We start from the raw sequence: 21,388 nt of genomic DNA, 5'->3' as shown, positions 1-21,388 counted from the left end.
CATTTATATGAAAAAATAACCTAGCTCTGATTGGACACGCATTCCCAAATAGGAATTCGCCTGATCCAAAGAGCTAGGTCTTTTCAGTTATTAAAATTGACTTTCATCTTTTTTATAGAAGTCAAATTTTGGTTCGATAAACTTAAGTTGATGTGTTTCTGGGTTTGCCATATGGGCTTCAATGCCATCAAAAATATGATCCCATGACCATAAGCTTTCATCTAGGTTTAGATACTCTCTAACAAACTCTGCACTTGTAGGTGTGATTGGGTGTAACAGAGTCAAGATAACTTTTGAAGCATAAAGACAATCTGCGACAACACTTGCTCTCATTTCATCACTGTCTTGTTCATCAGCAAGCTTCATATATTTTGACCAGTATTTGCTGACGTTTCTAATAATCTCATCCATTGTATAGATTACTAAATGGAACTCTTGTCTTGCCATGTTGTGTTCATAGTCGTAAACCGCTTTGTGTACCAGATCAAGCATTTCTTCCTTTACTGGTACTTTAGGAATGACTGAATCAAAGTATTTTTGTGAGGTATAGAAGCAAGATCTTAAAAGACGATTGTAAACATTGGTCAATAAATTACCATCCTTCAATACAACGTCTGGTGCATCTGCAGGACAGCTTGGATCAAATGGTTTTGGACTAAAGCTAACTGATTTCTTAGAAAGACCCAGACTTAAAAAGTGCATTCTAAGTTGGTCTTTTGTATAGTAGTCTAACAGTTCACCAGCCATTGGCGGTTTAATGTCACTTGAGCTACTTGCCTTTGAATCTAAGAATAACAAATGACAGTTCGCAACCAGTTCTGGGAAATTAACCGAATCGATCGATAAGCCATCATTTGGATGAATGCCCAAATAAGCCATCAGCATCCCCATCTCCGCAACACCGTAGAAATAGATGTTATCTTCACCGATGAATTGATAAATTTTTGCATCTTGATCTAACCACCACGATTGCCACTCTTCAGCTTTTTTACCTATTGATTCTAAATGTGTAATGGTAAAGCTGATTGGTGCCCAAAGAGACTCTGGCCATACCCAGAAAGTTAAATCCTCTAGTTGATCTTTATTTGGAACAGGTACGCCCCACTCGATGTTACCCGAGAGTCTAAATGGTACGAGTGTCTTACCCGTTCTATATCGAATGTTGAATTTCTCTAGCTCGGTTCTCGCATGATCTCTTGCATCAAGTGATTTAAACACATAAGTAACCGAAGGTTTTTTTCCATCATCTTGTACTTCATCAGCACCCAATTCTGCGCTTTCTGCTACCAATAATTCATGATCTTTTCTTTTAACATAAATCACAGGCGGTTTTAAAAACTCTTCAATGGTATTGATCACGTTTGCTCTAACGTGTTTTTCTTTACGCATCTTATTGACCATTTCTTGGAGATGCGTCATGTAGTCATCAAGAACAAAATACCAGTTGTTGACATCCTTTAAAATTGGCTTCTCACCAGAAAGTGTACTCACAGGATCGATCAACTCTTCAGGCATGTATTGGTGACCAAGTGCACACTCATCTGCATATGCTTTGTCTGATTGACAGCCGTCTACTGGACACTTGCCTACGACCTGTCTACCATTTAGGTAAGCGTTTTCGATAGGATCGTAGAATTGTGGTGAAGACATGACTTTTAATGTACCTTGTTCATACAGTGCGTCAAAAAGCTTCTCTGAAACTTTATTATGCACTTTCCCACTTTCACCAAATGCAGAAGCGCCATAAAGACTAGGAGCAACATCGTATGCACCTAATACCTCTTTTTGAAGCAAGTGAAAGCGATAAACATAGTCTTCCATTGAAATGTCTTCCTTTGTTTCTTCAATGTGCTTCTTATAGCTTGCCAATATTGGCGACCCATAGCAGTCTGTACCAGAAACAAAAATGACGTTATCGCTACCAATTCTGTCCTTTAAGAATCTTGCATAAGTGTCTGCATGGATAAATACGCCTCCGATATGTCCAAAGTGGAGCGATTTGTTACCGTAAGGCATTCCCGCTGTAATGACAGCCCTTTTAGGGAAAACGGGCCTTGGTCTTTTTGGGGTATACATAACTACCTCCTCCTAATCTTTTCTATTCTTATTCTTATTCTTATGAATCGTATGATTCGTATGATTCGTATGATTATTTTTCTATACTATTTCTTCAATTTATCTCTGAAATTCTATACTAGTTAACTAAATTTTCTGCGTCGAACCTTCAAATTACACAACAAATTCGTTGCTGATTTTACCACAAGCGAGATTGTGGTTTAATAAAAAAACGCCCCTAAGCCTAAGCTTAGGGGCGATATTCCGCGGTGCCACCCTAATTCGTCGAGAGAAACTCAACCTCTTTTTCTATAACGGGAAAACCCGGCATACCATCAAAAAATCCGGCACACAGCTCCAAGCCTTGGTTCATAAAGTCATTAACGGTTCCTTCTCAGCCACGGAACTCTCTGTGCGCAACAGCTTTACTACTCTTCTTTTCATAGCCTTTAATGAAGAAAGTATATGCGTTTTATGGCATTTTGTCAAGTCTAGAGGCATTCTATTTGCTATTATTTCCTATTATATTTTAGTTGGATTCTAACCCAATTCCAATCCATTAATTGATATACTATATACATGAGTAATCTATAAAGGAGCACGACATGTCCAACTTTATCTATCAATTTGAATCACACATACAATCCTATAAAAACAAATGGTTCACGTTAGAAACCAGTCCTGTGGTGCGTCCAAAGCAATCTCTCATGCATCAATTTTTGTCATATTATCATGCTAGAAAGTGCATCAAGGCGCTTATGAAAAAATGTAAAGGTTATCAATCCCTCTCTCAGTTGAAACACTTAAAATCAGATCAGGTTGTAGACGATCTGTTAAAGTTATGGTTTCAAATGGATTATAAAGCACTTGACGAAACGGTCAGAGGCGATTATATAGCGGCTACCGAGCAATTTATCGATAGAGCTAAGCACGATTTTCCAGAAATGAAAGAAGACAGCATCTATCAAGCTTTGAGAAATGTTTGGATTATGATAGCGATTCAGATGATGACAGCGATGCCCGTTCACCTAACGGATGCGATGTACGCTTACAGTATGCTCTACCCACTTACTGACAATGTCCTTGACGATCCTGAACTGAATGAACAGGATAAAAAAGCGTTTGTTCACTATGTTGGAGAGCGATTAAAAGGTCCACTTAAAGCTAAGCATCCGCATACGCAATCGGTGGATCAAATGATTGGACTGATAGAAGCACAGTACGACCGCTACGAGTACCCTGAGGTTTATGACAGCTTGCTTCAAATACACCGCGATCAGAAAAAAAGTTTGGCTCAGCAGTATGAAGTTCTAACAGAAGGACAAATTCTAGACATTTCATTTAGAAAAGGTGCTTCTTCGGTTTTAGCAGATGGATTTCTGGTGTGTGGCTCGCTTGACGATCATCTTTTTCACTTTTTAACGGGTTATGGGATCGTGCTACAGCTTGCAGACGATTTACAGGATATGACCACCGATCGAGAAGCAAATCATATGACTCTGTTTAGCAGTGAAGCGTCCCCTTATATGCTGGAACACAAGGTAGATCAACTGATTGCACTTTCAAGAGAAATCATGCTCTCTAAGGGCAAAGCTGAGGTTATGACGCTAAACACGCTGCTGGATCGTAGCTTAACGCTGCTTATCGACGATGCTTTAATTCTTCATAGACGGTATTTTTCAAACATATACATCCATGATAAATCAAGACGTCATTTGACGGGCTATTGGGGCTTTAAAAAATTAAAGGCCCATCTTATGAAGATGAGCCATAGTTTAAACATTAATTACACCAATTAAATCCCATCAAGGCAATTGTCTTCCCACAGATTTATAGAGTGCATACCAATCTTCTCTTGAAAGTGTGATGGTCGTTGCCTGAGCTATTTTTCTAAGGTTTTCAGGTGTCGTCGTACCTGCGATGGCTTGCATACCAGCTGGGTGTCTAAGAATCCATGCAGTTGCTATAGCAGATGGGCTGACGTTATATTTTTCTCCAAGTGATTTTAAAAGCAGGTTGAGCGCTTCATAATTTGGGTGATCAAGGTAACTGCCTTCTGTCCATGAAGCCTGAAGAATCGACCAACATTGAATGGTAATATCATTTACTCTACAATAATCTAAGACGCCGCCGTCATAATCTATGGCACTGGCGTCTTTCATATTGGCATAAATGCCAGCATCAATCATCCCAGAATGGACCACATTAAATTGTAGCTGATTGAAAAGCAGTGGAAACTCACTGTGCTTTTGTATTAAACTCATCTGCCCTGGGGTCATATTGGAAACACCAAAGGCTTTTACGATGCCTCTTTTATATAAGGATTCAAACGCTTCACCAATTTCAACTGGGTCCATCAGTGCATCTGGTCGGTGTAATAAAAGGACATCTAAATAATCGGTTTGTAGATGTTTGAGTGATGCTTCAACTGAAGAAATGATGTGCGCCTTTGACAAATCATAATATCCATTTCTAATCCCACATTTGCTTTGTAGGATCATTTTTTCACGCCACTGTGGATTGCGTTTTAATACCTCTCCAAAAATAACCTCTGATTGCCCACCTCCATAGATGTCTGCATGATCAAAGAAATTGATTCCCAAGGACAATGCAACCTCTACTAGGCTCTCTAATGCTTCAACTGATAGTCGATCAATGCGCATACAACCCAGTGCAATCATTGATACTTCCTTCTCTATCCCTTTTATTTTTTTATATTTCATATTTCCTCCATTGTTTAAGGTTACTTTAAGGCAAACCTTTTATACTTAACTCAATTCATGAATATCAAACATTTTTAGAAAGGAATAAAAACCATGAAAAAGTATAATCTGTTTACCCAAAGTTTTTCTAAATTACTCATCCTAATACTTACATTGGCCTTCATTTTAATGGGATGTGGTTCAAATACAACGACAACTGCCGTCTCAACTACAGTCGAATTAACAAGTGAAGTCAACAATACAACGACAGAAACGACCACAGCTCAAGCTGAGGCTTCGCTAAACAGTCCAGAGCCTAATCTGATTGAACTTAGCGAAAAGGATATCGACAGCAGCTTTGATGATGCTACAACGATATCGCTTTCAAATAATGCTAGCACAATTGATGGGTCTGGTGCAAGTATCAATGGCAATGAAATTACAATTTCTGAAGAAGGCACCTATGTCATTTCAGGCACTTTAGAGGATGGCTACCTCCTCATTGCTGCGGAAGAAAATGCGGATGTCCATATCGTCCTCGATAATGCATCGATTACAAACTCGTCAGGACCAGCAATTATGGCACTTTCGGGTGACAAACTAATCGTTACACTGGCACCTAACTCAATTAATCATCTTATAGATGGCATGTTGGATAGCACCACAGCTACTTATAATGCAGCTTTATACAGCGAAATCGATCTCACATTAAACGGAACAGGCTCTTTATCGGTTACAGGAAATACCGAGCACGCAATTTACACAAAGGATGACTTAAAGTTCGTCAGTGGTACTTTTGATTTGACTTCAAAGGGCGATGGCATAAAGGGTCGAGATTCTGTGCAAATCGTATCAGGACAATTTAAGATCAATGCAGCAGGCGATGCAATACAGTCAAGCAATGATGAAGATGCTTCAAAGGGCTGGATCATCATCGAAGGTGGCGATTTTATTATCCAGACGGATAATGATGCAATAAAAGCAGAAACAGATATGACGATTACAGGCGGAAACTTTGAAATCTCAGCAGGTGACGATGGCTTAACCGCAACTGGAACACTTACAATAAACGGTGGCATCATCACAATCACGGAATCCTATGAAGGAATAGAAGCACAACACATCATCCTCAACGATGGTGAAATAACACTGACCTCATCTGACGATGGGATCAATGCGGCAAGTGATTCAGGACAAAATGACTTTACGGTTAATGGCGGCTATTTAAGAATATATGCCGAGGGCGATGGCCTTGATTCAAATGGCTCATTTACGATCAATGGTGGCATCGTAATCGTTGATGGCCCAACGATCACTATGAATGGTGCTTTAGACTATGATGGTACAGGCATCGTTAACGGCGGTACATTAATCGCCACAGGGAGCTCGAGTATGGCGGAAGCGCCAAGTGAAGGCTCTTCACAGCCAGCCGTTATGATCTATTTTAGTTCAAATCAAGCAGCAGGTACAGAGGTGGCGATACTGGACGCATCCGGAAACGTAGTCGTCAGCCACACGCCATCTAAAAATTTCCAAACCATTGTATTTAGTGCAGAAGGATTATCACTCGATAGTACCTACACGTTAACCGTCAATGGCACTCAAACCGCAAGCTTAACACTTACTAGCTCAGTAATGACCTTCTCCGAAACGGGTGAAGCCGTTGAAGGGAGCTTCGGTCAAATGCCGGGAGGACAAATGCCTGGTGGTCAAAAGCCAACGCGTCCATAGAAAGCATTAGAAAAGCCTACAAGCATTGAGTAATCAATGTTTGTAGGCTTTTTGGAGCTAATGAAGGGAATCGAACCCCCAACCTGCGGTTTACGATACCGCTGCTCTACCGTTGAGCCACATTAGCACATCTATTTTTAATTTACGCCTTTTAGCAAGGCGATGCAAGTATTTTCAGTTATTTCTTAATATGATACAATAGGATTACTTATTAGGAGGCTTTATGAAAATTCTTGCAATCTCAGACATTGAAAGTAAACATCTCTTGGATCATTTTCAGCCTGAACGCTATCGCGATGTAGATCTGATCATTTCAGCAGGCGATTTAAAGGCAAATTACCTCTCCTATGTGGTAACCATGGTCAATCGACCATTGCTTTACGTTCATGGCAATCATGATAAGATGCTACTTCAAACACCTGCAGAAGGGTGTGAATGTATTGACGATGGTGTTTTTGATTTCAAAGGCATCAGAATCGCAGGATTGGGTGGGTGCATGACCTATAATGGTGGGCCCTTACAATTCACAGAACGTGAGATGTCGAGAAGGATTTTCAAAAACAAGTTCAAATATCGAAAGGGAATTGATATCCTAGTGACACATTCACCCGCTTTTGGACTAGGTGATGGCAAAGATCAAGCACATATTGGCTATCAATGCTTTTTCAAACTCTTAGATAAGTACGAGCCTAAGCTGATGATTCACGGCCACCAGCATCTGAACTATGGCATCTGCAATCGAGAGCATAAATACAATTCTACTCGCATTATGAATGCATACGATCATAGTATCATTGAATTTTAGTATTTATAAACATAAAATAACCCCTAAGCATTTGATGATTTTCTTCATCTAATCCTTAGGGGTTTTAAATATGCTATGTTATCACGAATCGCTATGTTTTAATCAATAATAGCAACGTTATCAATAAACCAATCCATACTCATGATTTCATCAGGCGATGGAATCTCACCGGGTTCAACCCTTAAGATTCCCTCTTTATCATATACGGGACCCACAAATGGATGATATTGGTCGGTTTTCACCATATCTTTAAAGTGTTTAACCAGCTTAAGTGTGTCATTTGGTAACTTATTTTCAGCCATATACAAATCTAATACGCCAACATCAAGCCCCCACCAAAAGTTAAGAACTCTTTGAGTCGTAGTGGAATTGGCTACCATTCTCTGATAAGAACCGTTCAAAAGGCTGTTTATTATTTTTTCATAAAAGTTCCCCCACTTCCAAATTGGCGCAGCAAGGTAATTTTTAGGTTGCTTTGTCTCCGGATCAATATCGCAAAGCATTGCATAAACACCATAATCCCAGGTCACATCTCTCGGTACAATTAAGTTCTTGTTACTGAGTATGTCCGCGTTTTGGGCAATGAGTTTTTCACTGATGTCTGTGCTTTTTTGTGGGTTGTTCCACTCGCCGGTATAGGCGACGAGTACCTTCGCTCTTGGATTAACCAGTTTAACACCAAGTGCAAAGGCATTGATGGAGCTGATCACTTCAGGATTTGCATCGGTAGCTGTATATCCAACAACATCTGTTTTTGTCAAAGCACCCGCTATAATACCCGTTAGAAATCTAGGCTCATAGGTTCTACCGAAATAATTAGACATATGGACATAGGGTCTATTCCCTGAGCAGCTAAAGAATTTAATTTTTGGAAGCTCTATTGCACATTTTACAGTCGCTCTCCTGAAAACCTCGCTCGTGGTAAAGATCACATCGTAATTGCCTTCTATTGCGAAAGCCTTAATGACTTCATACGCTGAGTCGTCTTCTGGCACATGATCAATCCAGCCCGTTTCAATCTGTTGTCCAAACTTTTCTTCAATATAGCGTCTACCGAGATCATGAGAATAAGTCCAACCCGACTTTTCTGTATCTCTCGCATAAACAAATCCAACCTTTAAGAAACGCGTTCCAAACAAAGAAGTAAGAGAATCCAATAAGGTCGTCTTTTCCATCTCATCAGTCGTGGTAACGATTTCCAGTTCTTCGTACTCACCATAGTTACTTAATTCAAGCAACAAACTTGGCATGATACTTCTTACCTGTGACTCATCTAACTCCCAAGGTATGTTATAGAGCTTCATATAAAGTAAAAATGCATCCGCTGTGGTCATTGGTAGCTTTTCGCCACCAAACTCTAAGAAAATCTTTCTAAATGGTCGGAACACATATTTATCAAAATGCTTAAATTTCTCTTCTTCAGCTATGCCTTCTGGGTGGTAATCATTCAAATAATTAAGCAATCTTTGATAGCGATATGGTTTGCTTAACCAAATACTCATGAGCTTCGTTTCATTGTAAAAATCAAGATAAGCATAATAATTCACTATATTTTCATCATTCTCGTCAAATCTTGGGATAAGTCGTGTGATTTCAGCTTGAATAGATGCCACATCAAAATACTTTAATACACTGACCCTTTTATTTCCCTCCATAACATAATAATAGTTAAGGTACTCATAGACTTTGATTGGATCTCTAATGCCTTCCTCAAGATGTGCACGACACACCTCCATCCACTTGTATCCAAACTCACTGTTATCTGATTCTAGAGGTAAAAAGCTTTTTGAAAATAACATTCTGCGTGCATGATAATAGGTACCAACTACTTTTTCTAGCGGCACTTCAAAGGTTCCAAGTGATACAGAGCCGACGATATCCACATCTTTCAGAAGACCATCAAGAGAGCTCAAATGTGCAGATTGGCCTCTACCTTTTAAACGATTAAACTCGCGTTTTCCTTTTGCCTTAGCATCTTGATAGTATTCGTGTAAAGTCATTGTCATTTCCATGTGGTTCACCTCCTAAGTAAACTACAAATTCATACTTAACAGATATCCTGTATAGAACAAATAAAACAAAATAAATATAATGCCTTCGCCTTTGACGATTTTATTATGGCTTCTAGAGAAAATAAAGAGCGCAATGGTTAATATAATATTGATCGCCAGTTCTGTAACAAGCTTCGGATCGACTATTATCGGGTGAATGACGGTTGAAGCTCCAAGTACAAACAGAATATTAAATATATTGCTGCCTATAATGTTACCTACTGCTATATCGGTATTTTTCTTTCTAGCAGCAGTAATACTCGTAATCAACTCCGGCAACGAAGTTCCTATCGCAATAATCGTCAAACCGATTACCGTTTCACCTATGCCAAAGCTCTTAGCGATAGAGACGCTGCTGGAAACGACCAATTGCCCCCCAATTAAAATTCCCGCTAATCCTATCAAAGTAAGTAAAACATTGGGACCAATTTTAACTTGTTTGATTTCAGTCTCATCTAAATAATGTTCACTGGTATCTCTACTATTAAGCGCTGCTTCAACAATATAATAGAGGAACACACAAAAAAACAATAATAGAATAATACCATCGCCTCTGGATAGTAGCATCACATTACTGCTATCAATAAATGTGTCACCTGCTAATACGAGAAGTGCCAATCCACCTAATAAGGTTAGTGGAATTTCTTTTCTAATGGTTTGTTTTTGAACATCAAGTGGAAAAATCACTGCTGTAATACCTATAATCATACTGATATTAAAAATATTACTGCCTAAAACATTACCAATTGCGATACCGTTACTTCCCGATAAGCCTGCACTTATACTGACAGCTGCCTCAGGCGCTGATGTACCGAAGGCGACTATGGTTAAACCGATGATGATCGATGGAATTTTGAAAAAAGTTGCAATTCCCGATGCACCATCGACAAAAAAATCTGCTCCTTTAATTAAGAAAATAAAACCGACTACTAACAAAACATACATCATGTTGACAAACTCCTTTATGCCATAAATAATTACTACTTTACAGCTATCCAGCCTATCTTGCAAGCGTTTAATGATAAAGTCACAATTTGTTAACACACTTTTATCCTAATTCATAAATAATCAAATAGCTGTTATGTGAAAATTTATCTGGGTATAATTATCTCGGAAAACATTATGAAAGTAAGGTGGTAGACTTATGAGTCCTTTGACACTTGCTAGGCTGCAATTTGCAGCTACAACGATTTATCATTTTCTTTTTGTTCCGTTGACACTTGGGCTTGCCTTTATCGTCGCTTGGATGCAATACAGGTCCTATAAAACAGGAGATAAAGCCTGGGAACAACTGACGAGGTATTTTGGTTCACTTTTCTTAATTAACTTTTCATTAGGTGTTGTTACTGGTATCGTGCAAGAATTTCAGTTTGGTATGAACTGGTCCAACTATTCGAGGTTCGTAGGTGATGTCTTTGGAGCGCCTCTTGCGATTGAAGCACTTGCCGCATTTTTTGTCGAATCCACTTTCCTAGGCATTTGGATTTTCGGTAGAGACAAAATCTCCAAAAAATTACACTTGGCAAGCATTTGGATCGTTGCGATAGCCGCTTCTGTTTCTGCGCTTTGGATCATTATCGCCAACTCATTTATGCAGTCGCCTACTGGTTTTATCCTAAGAGAATCCGCATTTGGCCCTCGTGCTGAAATGACAGATTTTATCGCACTTATTATCAATTATCATGTCCTTATACAATTTTTACACGTCATCGCTTCAGGATTTGCAACAGGCGCAATATTTGTCCTTGCCATCAGTGGCCTTAATTTACTTTTAGGAAAAGACAAAGAAACGTTTAAAAAAGTCGTTAAGCCCGTGGTTATCTTTGCTCTAATCGCTCTGATTGTTTCTGTTGGTGCTGGCGATCGTCAAGGCAAGTTCATCGCTGAAAATCAACCTATGAAAATTGCCACCTCTGAAGCATTATGGGAAACGACTGATAAAGCGCCCTTCAGTGTTTTTTCCATCATAGATGAAAAGAGAAAAACCAATGGGATCTCAATTGAAATTCCTTATGGTCTCAGCATTTTGGCTTTCAATGATCCCAATGCAACTGTAAAGGGAATCAACGAACTTCAATCAGAATATGAAGCACAATACGGACCTGGCAATTATACGCCTCCTGTGACCTTGATGTATTATAGCTTTAGAATTATGGTATATGCAGGCAGTTTGATGTTAGTGGTTATGCTTTTTTCACTCCTTTTCTATAAAAAATGGATCAATAAAAAATGGTATGCTGGACTACTCGTCCTATTGCTGCCACTACCTTACCTCTGCAATACCTTTGGCTGGATCTTTACAGAAGTTGGACGTCAACCATGGCTCGTACAAGGTATTTTGAAAACAGAAGATGGCATATCAACCGCTACTTCGACCAACACCACAGCACTACTCATCACCTTGATTGGCTTTATTATCCTTTATGGCATTCTTGCTCTAATCGATATAGGTTTAATGGCAAAACATGTCAAAAAAGGCTTTGATGGACTTGAAACAACTATCAAAGAAGAAAGTGAGGTGTTAATCACATGGTAAACTTGTGGTTTGTTATTATAGGTGTATTATTTACGGGTTTTATCTTCCTAGAAGGATTTGATTTTGGCGTGGGTGTCTTACTCCCCTTTGTCGCTAAAAATGACTCTGAAAGACAAGTGGCAATAGGAACGATTGGTCCACTTTGGGATGGTAATGAGGTTTGGTTACTCACTGCTGGTGGTGCCATGTTCGCAGCATTTCCTTACTGGTATGCGACACTATTTAGTGGTTTTTATCTCGCTTTATTCGTCGTGCTAGCAGCACTGATCGTAAGAGGAGTCACTTTTGAATTTAGAAATAAGAGTGACAATCGTTTTTGGAGGGAAAACTGGGATACTGCGTTAAGTATTTCAAGTGCACTCTGTGCACTGCTATTTCCAATTGCACTGGCAAATTTATTACACGGTACGCCATTGGACTTAGTAGATCAAAAAATTGAATACGTCGGTCGTTTCTGGGATTTACTCAACCCATTTTCACTCTTTGCCGGCTTGACCTTATTTGTGTTTACGCTCTATCATGGGGCAATTTATCTGGCTTACAAAGGAAGCGATCTCGTTGAGGAAAGAAGTAGAAAGCTTGCAAAACCATTGGGTTTCGCAGCACTTATACTCCTTTGTCTCTTAACGGTCTTTGCTGCATTTACAATTGAACTGAGATCAATATTCCCAGGACTCTTAACGGTGGGTGCAATTGTATTCCTTGCCTTTTCAATGATTGTTTTATCCAAAGGAAAAGATCGTTTATCTTTCCTACTTAATTTTGGTGTCGTCTCGTGCATCATGGGCGCTTTATTCAGCGGTCTATTCCCATATGCGATGATTTCAAGTATTGATATAAGTTATAGCTTACTTCTTACAGATGCAGCCTCTAGTGCATATACCCTTAAAATCATGAGTATCATTGCGCTTACTTTATTACCAATCGTCTTACTTTACCAATACTGGACCTTTAAAATTTTTAGAGCGAGAGTCACCTTAAGCGATCTACATTACTAATCTAAAGAGGAAGATTTATGATGATTCGATTACTCAATCGACAACTTAAAAACTTTAAGAGACTGTGCCTCATAAACGGTTTACTCTCTCTACCCTCAGTAATGCTTGCATTTATGCAGGCATTACTTGTGTCGCGAGTCATTAACAGTATATTTATCAACCATGTTAGTTTAAAAGAGGTTACTACGGATCTCATAATACTTTCTGTAGCTTTAACGCTGAGACCAATACTCAGTTATATTTTTGAACGCTACAATCGCAAAATGACAACCCAAGCAAAAATTAAGCTGAGAACAACAATCCTAGAAATGATCAGACAGAATCCGTTAAATGATCAAAACGATCATTCTAAAGTCTTAACGCTCATTACAGACGGTGTAGAGTCTACTGATAGTTACTTTTCGGAATTTTTACCACACCTGATTTTCATGTCACTGAATACTTTAAGCCTATTGGCGGGCGCATTTTATTTGGACCTTGTGACGGGATTTTTATTTCTAATTACAGCACCTTTGATTCCTGTTTTTATGATCCTAATTGGTAAAACTGTTGAAATTAAGAACAATCAACACTGGAGACAACTCAAACAGTTAAATGGACATCTTCTGGATTTGTTAAAAGGCATGACAACGCTTAGAGTCTTTGGCAAAGAAGAAAAGCAACTCGATAATGTTTGGAAAATCAGTGAAAGCTATCGCCATCGAACACTTTCACTGATGAAATGGACCTTTCTGTCCTCACTTGCATTAGAGTTAACCGCTACACTCAGCACCGCTTTAATTGCGGTTTCACTTGGGGTTAGACTTCTAAGTGGTAAGATCACACTTTTTCCCGCACTTGCCTTACTCATTCTTTCACCTGAATTTTTTTTGCCGATGCGTCAAATGGGTTTGAAATTTCATAGCGCTCTAAATGCAAAAACATTTGCCTATGACTTTGACGCATTTAAAAATCAGTATGCAAATCAAGTGGCTGAAAACCATACCGGTCCAAATGCAAGGGATTCAATAGAGCACATTACAAATACGAATCTCATCATTCAGTTGAAAGATCTTAGCTTTACCTATACATCTGATCCTTTATTTAGTCAGATCAACTTAACTTTCACAAAGGGTTTAATCAATGGTATCGTCGGTCCTAGTGGCTCAGGGAAAACGACATTGTGTCGCCTCCTTTTAGGTGAGCTGAAATCTCAAAATGGTCAATTGTTCATCAATGAGGAAAATACAAATTCTTGGTCAGACGAGAACTTTGTCTCTCACATCGCCTATGTACCTCAGACTGCACAGATCATTGAAGGGTCGCTGCTTGATAACTTGTTACTCGGTAGTAAAAAAACGACACAGTTTGATTTTTATCTAGAGCTGACAGGTATAAATAAGTGGATTGAAACACTTGATGAAGGTCTCTATACCGATATTAGTCCCACAAAGCGACAAATAAGTGGAGGAGAAAAACAATTAATCAGTTTAACACGTGCTTGTCTTAAGGAATCAGAGATGATCATATTAGATGAACCAACAAGCGCGCTTGATAAGATGAATGAACTTACTATTTTGAGCGCTTTAAAGCGAATCTCATACTTTAAAACAATTATTCTCACAACACACAGTTCCCGCGTGATCGCCATCTGTGATCACATCATTGATTTAGGAGGTGAAAATGAATAATTCACTTTTCCATTCAATTGTACGTCTCCTTAAAAATGACAAGAGGCAAATGGTTATAACTTTGTTGTTGGCATGTATAACCGTATTATTTTCTATTGCATTAATGGCACTTTCAAGCTATGTTCTTTCATATGCCGCACTATTGCCTTCTATTGCCGAACTGGCACTTGCAATAACATTTGTTAGATTTTTAGGGCTTGGAAGAGGTGTATTTAGGTACATTGAGCGCCTTGAAACACATAATACTATATTTATCGCATTAAGTAATCTTAGGGTTCAGCTCTATCAAAAATATCGCACATTAAAAGGTGAAACTTTACAATCCTTAAATAAAATAGACGCGTTTCAACAGCTAACATTAGACATCAACACTTATCAAGATGCGATTTTAAGAGGTGCACTGCCTTCGCTTTTAACGCTCATCATCGGTATGCTTGCTTTTCTCATTTTACTTTTGATACAGCCAGTAATGGCTCTGTTATTTGCTGTGTTTTATCCGTTATTCGCCTATTCAAGTTTTTTTGTTTTTAAGATCAGGAACGCTAAACAAGCTCAGCTACATAGCTTAGAGCTCAAGCAACTCCAAACTGACTTCTCAGATTATATGGAGCACAAAGCTCTGTTCAAATGGCAATCCATCGAATCATACAAAAAGGTTCAAATATTAAAGCAAGTTGACGAAGTAGAAGCGAGTATGAACATTTTTAATATTAACCAAAGTCTGTCAAAACTATTGCAACAGCTTGGTATAAACCTTCATTTTTTTATAATGCTCATTTTCACAAGTTATCTTGTGAGTCAAAACCGATTGGACGGCCTGTATTTAGGATCACTCACTTTGGTAATCTTTAACGTATATGAGAGCGCTCTCCTTTTAGGTGATGCCCCTGATAAAATGAGAAATGGCTTAGAAAGTGCAAAACGACTCTTTTCGGATATTAACTCATATACGATACCTTCATCTGGAAAAGTTAGTATAAGGAAAGATGACATAGGAAAAGCGTTTTATACTTTTGAAGAAATCACATTCAATTACCCTAATACAGCTTTTCAATTGACCATTCCTTTTTTTGAACTGGTTCAAGGCAAACATATTGCATTTGTCGGATCAAATGGGTCGGGAAAAAGTACATTCGCCAATATAATCTCCGGTTTTTATGAAGTTGATAAAAATGCTTCGGTATTAAGAGATGCTTTTAGTGTGGTAACGCAAGACATTTATTTATTTAACGATTCCTTGATTGCTAACCTACGTGTTGGAAAATCAGGAGCAAGTCAGGATGAAATCAAATCAGCTTTACAAATGGTTGCGCTTGATTCAGATTATTGGCTAAACTCTCAAACACCAATCGGTGAAGATGGTCAGCAGGTTTCATTGGGTCAAAAGAGACGAATAGGCATCGCCAGAGCGCTTCTAAAACCCAGTCCTTTTTTACTTCTGGATGAACCTTATAATGGACTTGACCAAACAACTGCCCAAAACATTCAACGCCGTTTATTATTACAAACTGAGAAGTCGATTGTTTGTATTACCCATCATTTGATAGAGATGCAACAGTACGACACAATTTATGTTTTTGATCAAGGTAAAATAATCACTTCAGGAACACACGACCAGTTGATGGCAAGCTCAAGTATTTATCAACGTTTGTTAGATGAAACTGAGTCCTCAGGCACATAAAAAGCATAGTATTAAAAGCTTAAAAAAAGAACCTTAGCTCGACAGTATGTATCGAGTTAAGGTTCTTTATAATTCCTAGATCAAGTTACTCTCCATATATTTCTAGCTCTGCAACCTGTGCGGCACCAGCGCCGGTGTTGCTTGTAAACTCAAGCTTAATCCAGCGCGCTTTTATCGGATCAAACTCTATCACCACTTCGTTTTGTTGATCCGGAGTAAAGAGATAATCTTGGCTAGCTAGAAGTTCCGTAAAGTTACCTTCTTCCTCAGCTATCGCTATTGAAAATCGCTGTGTCCTCGCCCCCCAAATGGCCTGAGGGTTTAACATCAATTTGATTGCATGTATGATGTGTGTGTCACCAAGGTCCATTTCAAGTGTATTGGGGTACGAATTTGACTCAGCCTCCCAATACGAAGCGCCTCCAGTTTTACCATCGTTCACTTTTCTTGCATTATAAGCTTGAACAAAGCTAGATACGATTGCCTTACCTTCAGCTGCTAAATTGATGCCCTCCGGCACTATCGATTCATAGGGTGGTTTCTCAAAATCAGGGTGCACCATAACTTCTGTTTGATTGATTGCATTTATAATTGTTACTGCAGATTCAGGTTGATGGTATACGGTTTCAATTGGCTTTTCCTTTTTAGATATTAAGAAGGCTAAAAGTAGACATATGATCAATAAAACCGCTATGATTCCTTTTTTCATCGCATCTTCTCCCCTTCTTACTCAAATTTAATATTTGCAGTCGTCGCAGCATCGATTATAAAACGACCAGATGCACCATCTTTAATGTCTTGACCTAAAATAGACAGGTTTTTGATGGTCACATTTTCAACTTTATGGGTTTCATCGAATCCTTTGATTCGACTGTCATTGAACTTACCGTTTAGCACAGTTACATTTTCAACAACGATGTCCTTTATCGTTCCTCTAGTTTTGGTAGTGGACCAGTTTGAACTTTGCCCTATATGAAAATCAATCAAATAAGGCATTTCATCGCCATCTCCGCTACCCATTTGTGCATTTTCAATAATAATATTTGAAAATAAAATATCGTGTACAGCTGCATCATCACCATTGTGAATTGATATGACAGGTTTATGGAAGTTATTTAGCACTGTAATCTCTTTAAAGCTAATGTCCGAAATCTCTGCTCCTGGTAAATTACCTTTGTTTGTTTCATAACCGATTTCCATAGATTGTGCTAAATCCGTCCATAGTTGGCAGTTCTCAAACGTGATGTTATTACTATTTGTACCATAATTTTTAATTACCAAAGAATCATCCCAAGTTCTTACAAAAACATTACGCACCATAAAATTTTCACAGGATTGCAAGGTAATACCATCACCGTTTGGACGAGGCGATATAATTTTAAGCCCGTCAATCGTACCATTTTTCGATTGGTATGCTTGGCAAACCCATGCATTTGAATTTAACACGAGAATATCAGAAATTGTAACACCATCAGAATTATCAAATTTCAAGGGGATATATGCCGTTTTACCTTTCCAGCCTTCATAAAAAGAGCCATCTAAAATCCCGCGACCCATTACCCTTACATTCTTAGCAAAGTTAGCTTGAACAGTGCCATGTAAGACCGCACCCCCAGCTAAATAAAGGGTCTGATTGTCTTTTAAATCGATGGTTTCAACTTGCCATTCCCCTGGCCCAATATAGATCACGTTTGCGTCATCAAAATCTGGAACTTCAGTCTCGATCGGATTGGCAAAAATATGAAATGCCCGATCTGGAGATGCGTTAAAAGTAAGTGTGTAAGTGTCCGCTTCTGTAATATCAAAGCTTACGGTATGATTTTCAACGTCTATGACAGGCTGAATCGCATATTTTAAAGGGCTTATGGTCACTTCTGATAAGTCAATGTCAGGAACGGTTATTTTTAATCTCGCTCGCCCCTCGAAATCAAAATAAGCGATTGGTGTTCTTGAGATGGGCGGCATATACGTCGACACCCACTGCCTAGTATGATTGACATTGGTTTCATACACGAAACACGATTGTCCATTGACTTCTAAATATGTGTTTCCACTTTTCATGAGATCAAACGGTCTTAATTGTTCTGATGTGGCTTTTAAATCTGCTTCTGTTGCTGTTTTCAGTGATTTAGGTCCTTCATAAAGGACAAGCTTTGATTCTGACAATACATTAACCTCCTGAGCCTTTAATGGAATCATCCATATAATAAACAAAGTTATGGCAATCCCAGCAAATATCAAAATAAGGCTATTTTCCATTTTCTTCATGTTCGTGCCTCACCTTCATTTTTTAGCATTTCAATTTAGATTCAAAAATTAGTGTTTAGCATTTCTTCCCATTTCAAGTTGTCATTTGCGAGATTGTCTGCTTTCCAGTCCGCTAGAGGGCTAAAAGCCGCCGGTCCAACGCCTATGGTTTTCATATTTGCCGCTTTGGCTGCCTGCAGTCCTGCAGTAGCATCCTCGACGACTAAGCATGCTTCATATTGCACGCCTAGTTTGTCAGCTGCCATCATAAATACTTGTGGATCGGGTTTTGATCTGGTCGTATCATGACCAGTTGCTAGCGCATCAAAATACTGGGTGATGTGTGTTTTATCTAATATTAGCGCTGCATTTTTACTTGCCGATCCAAGTCCAACCTTGACGCCCTTCTCTTTGAGCGCAATTAAAGTCTCCTTTGCACCTGGTAATAAATCTTTTTCTGACAAATCAGAAAGTGAATTGACGTAATAGTCATTTTTTCGCTCTGCAAATGCCACTTTTTCTGTATCCGTGTATTGAATGATCGCTTTTTCAAGTACCACCTCTAATGAAGCCATTCGACTAACACCTCTCTGTCTAAGGTTGTCAACTTCACTAAATCCTTTTATACCGATTTCATCCGCCAATCTTTTCCATGCCATATAGTGGAGATGATCGGTTGAAACTAAAACACCATCTAAATCAAATATAACTGCCTTTATCATTCTATTTCCTCTCTTGAAAGTTGATAAGCTTCATTTGTTCTCTCTATCTTAACTTTTACCAGCTTGCCTTTATGGTTGATTCGGAAGGTGAGATATTGCCAGTGCTCAGGAAGGTTTGGAGAAAATGATAGTTCACCGCCTCTAACTTCAAGACCTGCAAAGCCTTGAATTAAACTTTTCCACGCACCACCAGCTGCTGCGGGATGTGTACCACCGATGTAGACGAGACCAGCCCATTGCTTACCACCACCTTTTAGATCCGACAATGCACTTTTAATAAAAAAAGGATAAGATAGATCCGGGCGATTAAATCGACATGCAGTCAATGCGTACATACAAGCACTTAGAGAAGAACCATGTTCTGTTCTCGGTTCATAATAATGCCAGTTTTTTTCAATTACGTCAGTTGAAAAAAGTGCATTTCTTACTTCCATTAAAGTCAGTACATCTGCTTGCTTAATCACTTGTGTATCTGATGCAACGCCATTACCGCCACCCCAATACTCCTTAGGATGCTTCAAACGACTTTTGGCAATGTCAGGTGTTATATCTTCTAGTTTAAAGTAACCATCAAACTGTTCAAGCAAACCAAACGCGTCTGGTTCAGGCAAATAAATATTATCGACGACCACCTCAAGTTTTTTAAGCTTCTCACTAATGACATGCGTCATTTCAATCTCTAAATATTTTTCTGGATACAGCGTCATGACTGCCTTAGCCTGTTCAAGTGCACATTCTATGGTGTAATGTGCCATATAATTTGTGTAGGCATTATTATTAACACGCTCATGATATTCATCAGGACCGATAACGTCATTAATAACATAATGTTCACTTAATAGAGGCTTAACAAGTAGTGAGCGATAGAACATTGCACATTCAATTACAGTCACTAATCCACCTTCAAGTAATACTGAAAAATCATCTGTTACTTGTACATAATAGTCGATGCCACGTACGATTGCCGCTGAAATATGCATTTGTTTGTCTTTAAAATACGTTCTTACTGGTCGGTTAGTAAATACGTCTGTAACATTATAGTCCGAGCAGGCATCAAATCCCCCTTCTTGACTCTCCCAAGCATAAAACGCACCTTCGTATCCGTATTGGCTCGCTTTTTCAAGTGCACCTGAAAGTGTGTCGATTCGATATCGGATTAAAGTTCTGGCAATTTCAGGCTGTGTCCATAAAAAATAGTCGAGCATAAACATCTCAGTGTCCCAAAAGATGGCACCTTTGTAAACCTGACCAGAGAGTGCTCTAGCTGGGATAGACAAGCTTTCACTATGTCGCGGTGCAGCAATATTCAAATGATACAGCGAATAGTTCATACCTATTTCAGCAACTTCATCGCCGCCGATTGCCACCTCACAGGTACGCCATATGTTATCCCATTTGGATAAATGCTTTATTCTAGCTGTCGGTTCTGAATTTTGGCACAGTTGAATCGCTTTGTTTAATGTATCACTCTGATCTTTTGATGTCATAATCACTATTTCAGAGGTTAGCTCAAAAGGTTGATTGCTTTTAAGTTCAATCTCATATTGACTAAACACTTTGCTTTTCTCTGTTACATTTTTCTTCTCATAATTCGCATTTACAGGTGCCTTGTCAATTCTTACAACAGCAACACGATCCTTATCGTTTTGAACCAATCCTTCACAGGCTAAATACCCTTCATTTGCAGTTATCTCCAACATTTTATAATGTGGTCCATGTATGTCCCACACATCGCCATCGATCCCAGTTGAGAGTCGCAAACGAATATCTTTATCAGAACAAAGTGAAATTCTATAAAAAAGTTGATTTACCGTATTAATATCCGCATAGCGCTCCGTTGTCAAAGTGATTTTACCAGCGTCTGTGTCCCACACCGTTTCACGAGTCAAAATACCATATCTAAATTGAAGTTTCTGTTCATGGTGGATGACTGAACTGCTTCTTGCCGTCAACAGTTGATCGTCCAAATAAATCCTACTCCAAAATGGATTTGGGGCATTGAGTGGCTCACGCCACCCATTGCCCACTTTGTCATAGATGCCAGCAAGAGTTATAGCAACTAGATCTTCTTTTTCATGTTCATCTAAAGTGCCTCTTACGCCTAAGTAGCCATTTCCAATTAGGAGCTTGTTCCCCGTTTCTGCAACGGTATCTTTATGATCAGAATTAATAATAATTTCCCAATTCATT

The 21,388-nt window shown here is 38.9% G+C and carries 15 protein-coding genes, 1 tRNA gene and 1 other annotated feature; of the genes, 7 read left to right on the top strand and 9 right to left on the bottom strand.

Annotated features, from left to right (window positions below):
• Nucleotides 1-90 precede the first annotated feature (90 nt).
• Entirely contained in the window at nucleotides 91-2,076 is a 1,986-nt protein-coding gene (locus AC4PID_RS12410) for a class I tRNA ligase family protein (RefSeq protein WP_492132317.1), read from the bottom strand.
• Between the two features lie 228 nt (nucleotides 2,077-2,304).
• Nucleotides 2,305-2,508, bottom strand: a binding site (T-box leader).
• A gap of 152 nt (nucleotides 2,509-2,660) precedes the next feature.
• Between AC4PID_RS12410 and AC4PID_RS12405 the strand changes: the two genes are divergently transcribed.
• The gene (locus AC4PID_RS12405; protein ID WP_492132316.1) at nucleotides 2,661-3,854 is read left to right on the top strand and encodes a hypothetical protein; all 1,194 of its coding nucleotides are present in this window, start codon (nucleotides 2,661-2,663) and stop codon (nucleotides 3,852-3,854) included.
• Nucleotides 3,855-3,860: 6 nt separating this feature from the next.
• On the opposite strand, the gene AC4PID_RS12400 is transcribed toward AC4PID_RS12405, so the two are convergent.
• Nucleotides 3,861-4,778: an aldo/keto reductase gene (locus tag AC4PID_RS12400; protein ID WP_492132315.1), complete on the bottom strand. Its 918-nt coding sequence runs from the start codon at nucleotides 4,776-4,778 to the stop codon at nucleotides 3,861-3,863.
• Between the two features lie 93 nt (nucleotides 4,779-4,871).
• Here AC4PID_RS12400 and AC4PID_RS12395 point away from each other — a divergent pair, with 93 nt between their 5' ends.
• Nucleotides 4,872-6,488: a carbohydrate-binding domain-containing protein gene (locus AC4PID_RS12395; RefSeq protein ID WP_492132314.1), complete on the top strand. Its 1,617-nt coding sequence runs from the start codon at nucleotides 4,872-4,874 to the stop codon at nucleotides 6,486-6,488.
• A gap of 52 nt (nucleotides 6,489-6,540) precedes the next feature.
• Here AC4PID_RS12395 and AC4PID_RS12390 read toward each other — a convergent pair.
• Nucleotides 6,541-6,615 (bottom strand) — tRNA-Thr (locus AC4PID_RS12390).
• 96 nt (nucleotides 6,616-6,711) lie between these two features.
• Between AC4PID_RS12390 and AC4PID_RS12385 the strand changes: the two genes are divergently transcribed.
• Nucleotides 6,712-7,293 (top strand): metallophosphoesterase family protein, encoded by a 582-nt coding sequence (locus AC4PID_RS12385; RefSeq protein WP_492132313.1) that lies wholly within the window; start codon nucleotides 6,712-6,714, stop codon nucleotides 7,291-7,293.
• A gap of 98 nt (nucleotides 7,294-7,391) precedes the next feature.
• On the opposite strand, the gene AC4PID_RS12380 is transcribed toward AC4PID_RS12385, so the two are convergent.
• Both AC4PID_RS12380 and AC4PID_RS12375 read right to left on the bottom strand, forming a co-directional pair.
• The gene (locus tag AC4PID_RS12380) at nucleotides 7,392-9,305 is read right to left on the bottom strand and encodes a BMP family ABC transporter substrate-binding protein (protein WP_492132312.1); all 1,914 of its coding nucleotides are present in this window, start codon (nucleotides 9,303-9,305) and stop codon (nucleotides 7,392-7,394) included.
• Nucleotides 9,306-9,326: 21 nt separating this feature from the next.
• Nucleotides 9,327-10,292, bottom strand: a complete 966-nt coding sequence (locus tag AC4PID_RS12375; RefSeq protein ID WP_492132311.1) for a calcium/sodium antiporter — start codon at nucleotides 10,290-10,292, stop codon at nucleotides 9,327-9,329.
• Nucleotides 10,293-10,488: 196 nt separating this feature from the next.
• Between AC4PID_RS12375 and AC4PID_RS12370 the strand changes: the two genes are divergently transcribed.
• Genes AC4PID_RS12370 through AC4PID_RS12355 form a run of 4 tightly spaced genes read left to right on the top strand, consistent with a single transcriptional unit; the run spans nucleotide 10,489 to nucleotide 16,229 of the window.
• Complete coding sequence (locus AC4PID_RS12370; protein WP_492132310.1) at nucleotides 10,489-11,880, top strand: cytochrome ubiquinol oxidase subunit I; 1,392 nt, start codon at nucleotides 10,489-10,491, stop codon at nucleotides 11,878-11,880.
• The gene (cydB, locus tag AC4PID_RS12365; protein WP_492132309.1) at nucleotides 11,874-12,878 is read left to right on the top strand and encodes a cytochrome d ubiquinol oxidase subunit II; all 1,005 of its coding nucleotides are present in this window, start codon (nucleotides 11,874-11,876) and stop codon (nucleotides 12,876-12,878) included. The genes AC4PID_RS12370 and cydB overlap by 7 nt, the downstream gene beginning before the upstream one ends.
• 17 nt (nucleotides 12,879-12,895) lie before the next feature.
• Nucleotides 12,896-14,548 (top strand): thiol reductant ABC exporter subunit CydD, encoded by a 1,653-nt coding sequence (gene cydD, locus AC4PID_RS12360; protein WP_492132308.1) that lies wholly within the window; start codon nucleotides 12,896-12,898, stop codon nucleotides 14,546-14,548.
• Nucleotides 14,541-16,229 carry an amino acid ABC transporter ATP-binding/permease protein gene (locus AC4PID_RS12355; RefSeq protein WP_492132307.1) on the top strand — a complete coding sequence of 563 codons (1,689 nt, stop codon included), beginning with the start codon at nucleotides 14,541-14,543 and terminating at the stop codon, nucleotides 16,227-16,229. The genes cydD and AC4PID_RS12355 overlap by 8 nt, the downstream gene beginning before the upstream one ends.
• Before the next feature lie 85 nt (nucleotides 16,230-16,314).
• Here AC4PID_RS12355 and AC4PID_RS12350 read toward each other — a convergent pair whose 3' ends face one another.
• The 4 genes from AC4PID_RS12350 to AC4PID_RS12335 are packed head-to-tail and all read right to left on the bottom strand — an operon-like array spanning nucleotide 16,315 to nucleotide 21,387.
• Nucleotides 16,315-16,938 (bottom strand): discoidin domain-containing protein, encoded by a 624-nt coding sequence (locus AC4PID_RS12350; protein WP_492132306.1) that lies wholly within the window; start codon nucleotides 16,936-16,938, stop codon nucleotides 16,315-16,317.
• A gap of 17 nt (nucleotides 16,939-16,955) precedes the next feature.
• On the bottom strand, nucleotides 16,956-18,497 hold the full coding sequence (locus tag AC4PID_RS12345) for a glycosyl hydrolase family 28 protein (protein WP_492132305.1): 1,542 nt from the start codon (nucleotides 18,495-18,497) through the stop codon (nucleotides 16,956-16,958).
• 41 nt (nucleotides 18,498-18,538) lie between these two features.
• A complete protein-coding gene (gene pgmB, locus AC4PID_RS12340) occupies nucleotides 18,539-19,198 on the bottom strand; it encodes a beta-phosphoglucomutase (protein WP_492132304.1) in 660 nt (219 codons plus the stop codon).
• A complete protein-coding gene (locus AC4PID_RS12335; protein WP_492132303.1) occupies nucleotides 19,195-21,387 on the bottom strand; it encodes a glycosyl hydrolase family 65 domain-containing protein in 2,193 nt (730 codons plus the stop codon). The genes pgmB and AC4PID_RS12335 overlap by 4 nt, the downstream gene beginning before the upstream one ends.
• Nucleotide 21,388 lies beyond the last annotated feature (1 nt).

It is taken from the genome of Fusibacter sp. QWL-12, from assembly GCF_058683495.1.
The sequence above is the reverse complement of the archived record's forward strand: the minus strand, read 5'-3'. Positions and strand labels throughout refer to the sequence as shown.

Bases quoted from the DNA above. Each gene is read 5' to 3' on its own strand.
- AC4PID_RS12385 (WP_492132313.1), top strand. From the start codon at position 6,712: ATGAAAATTCTTGCAATCTCAGACATTGAAAGTAAACATCTCTTGGAT.
- AC4PID_RS12350 (WP_492132306.1), bottom strand. From the start codon at position 16,938: ATGAAAAAAGGAATCATAGCGGTTTTATTGATCATATGTCTACTTTTA.
- AC4PID_RS12405 (WP_492132316.1), top strand. From the start codon at position 2,661: ATGTCCAACTTTATCTATCAATTTGAATCACACATACAATCCTATAAA.
- cydB (WP_492132309.1), top strand. From the start codon at position 11,874: ATGGTAAACTTGTGGTTTGTTATTATAGGTGTATTATTTACGGGTTTT.
- AC4PID_RS12345 (WP_492132305.1), bottom strand. From the start codon at position 18,497: ATGAAGAAAATGGAAAATAGCCTTATTTTGATATTTGCTGGGATTGCC.
- AC4PID_RS12410 (WP_492132317.1), bottom strand. From the start codon at position 2,076: ATGTATACCCCAAAAAGACCAAGGCCCGTTTTCCCTAAAAGGGCTGTC.
- AC4PID_RS12400 (WP_492132315.1), bottom strand. From the start codon at position 4,778: ATGAAATATAAAAAAATAAAAGGGATAGAGAAGGAAGTATCAATGATT.
- AC4PID_RS12370 (WP_492132310.1), top strand. From the start codon at position 10,489: ATGAGTCCTTTGACACTTGCTAGGCTGCAATTTGCAGCTACAACGATT.
- AC4PID_RS12395 (WP_492132314.1), top strand. From the start codon at position 4,872: ATGAAAAAGTATAATCTGTTTACCCAAAGTTTTTCTAAATTACTCATC.
- AC4PID_RS12380 (WP_492132312.1), bottom strand. From the start codon at position 9,305: ATGGAAATGACAATGACTTTACACGAATACTATCAAGATGCTAAGGCA.
- pgmB (WP_492132304.1), bottom strand. From the start codon at position 19,198: ATGATAAAGGCAGTTATATTTGATTTAGATGGTGTTTTAGTTTCAACC.
- AC4PID_RS12355 (WP_492132307.1), top strand. From the start codon at position 14,541: ATGAATAATTCACTTTTCCATTCAATTGTACGTCTCCTTAAAAATGAC.
- cydD (WP_492132308.1), top strand. From the start codon at position 12,896: ATGATGATTCGATTACTCAATCGACAACTTAAAAACTTTAAGAGACTG.
- AC4PID_RS12375 (WP_492132311.1), bottom strand. From the start codon at position 10,292: ATGATGTATGTTTTGTTAGTAGTCGGTTTTATTTTCTTAATTAAAGGA.
- AC4PID_RS12335 (WP_492132303.1), bottom strand. From the start codon at position 21,387: ATGAATTGGGAAATTATTATTAATTCTGATCATAAAGATACCGTTGCA.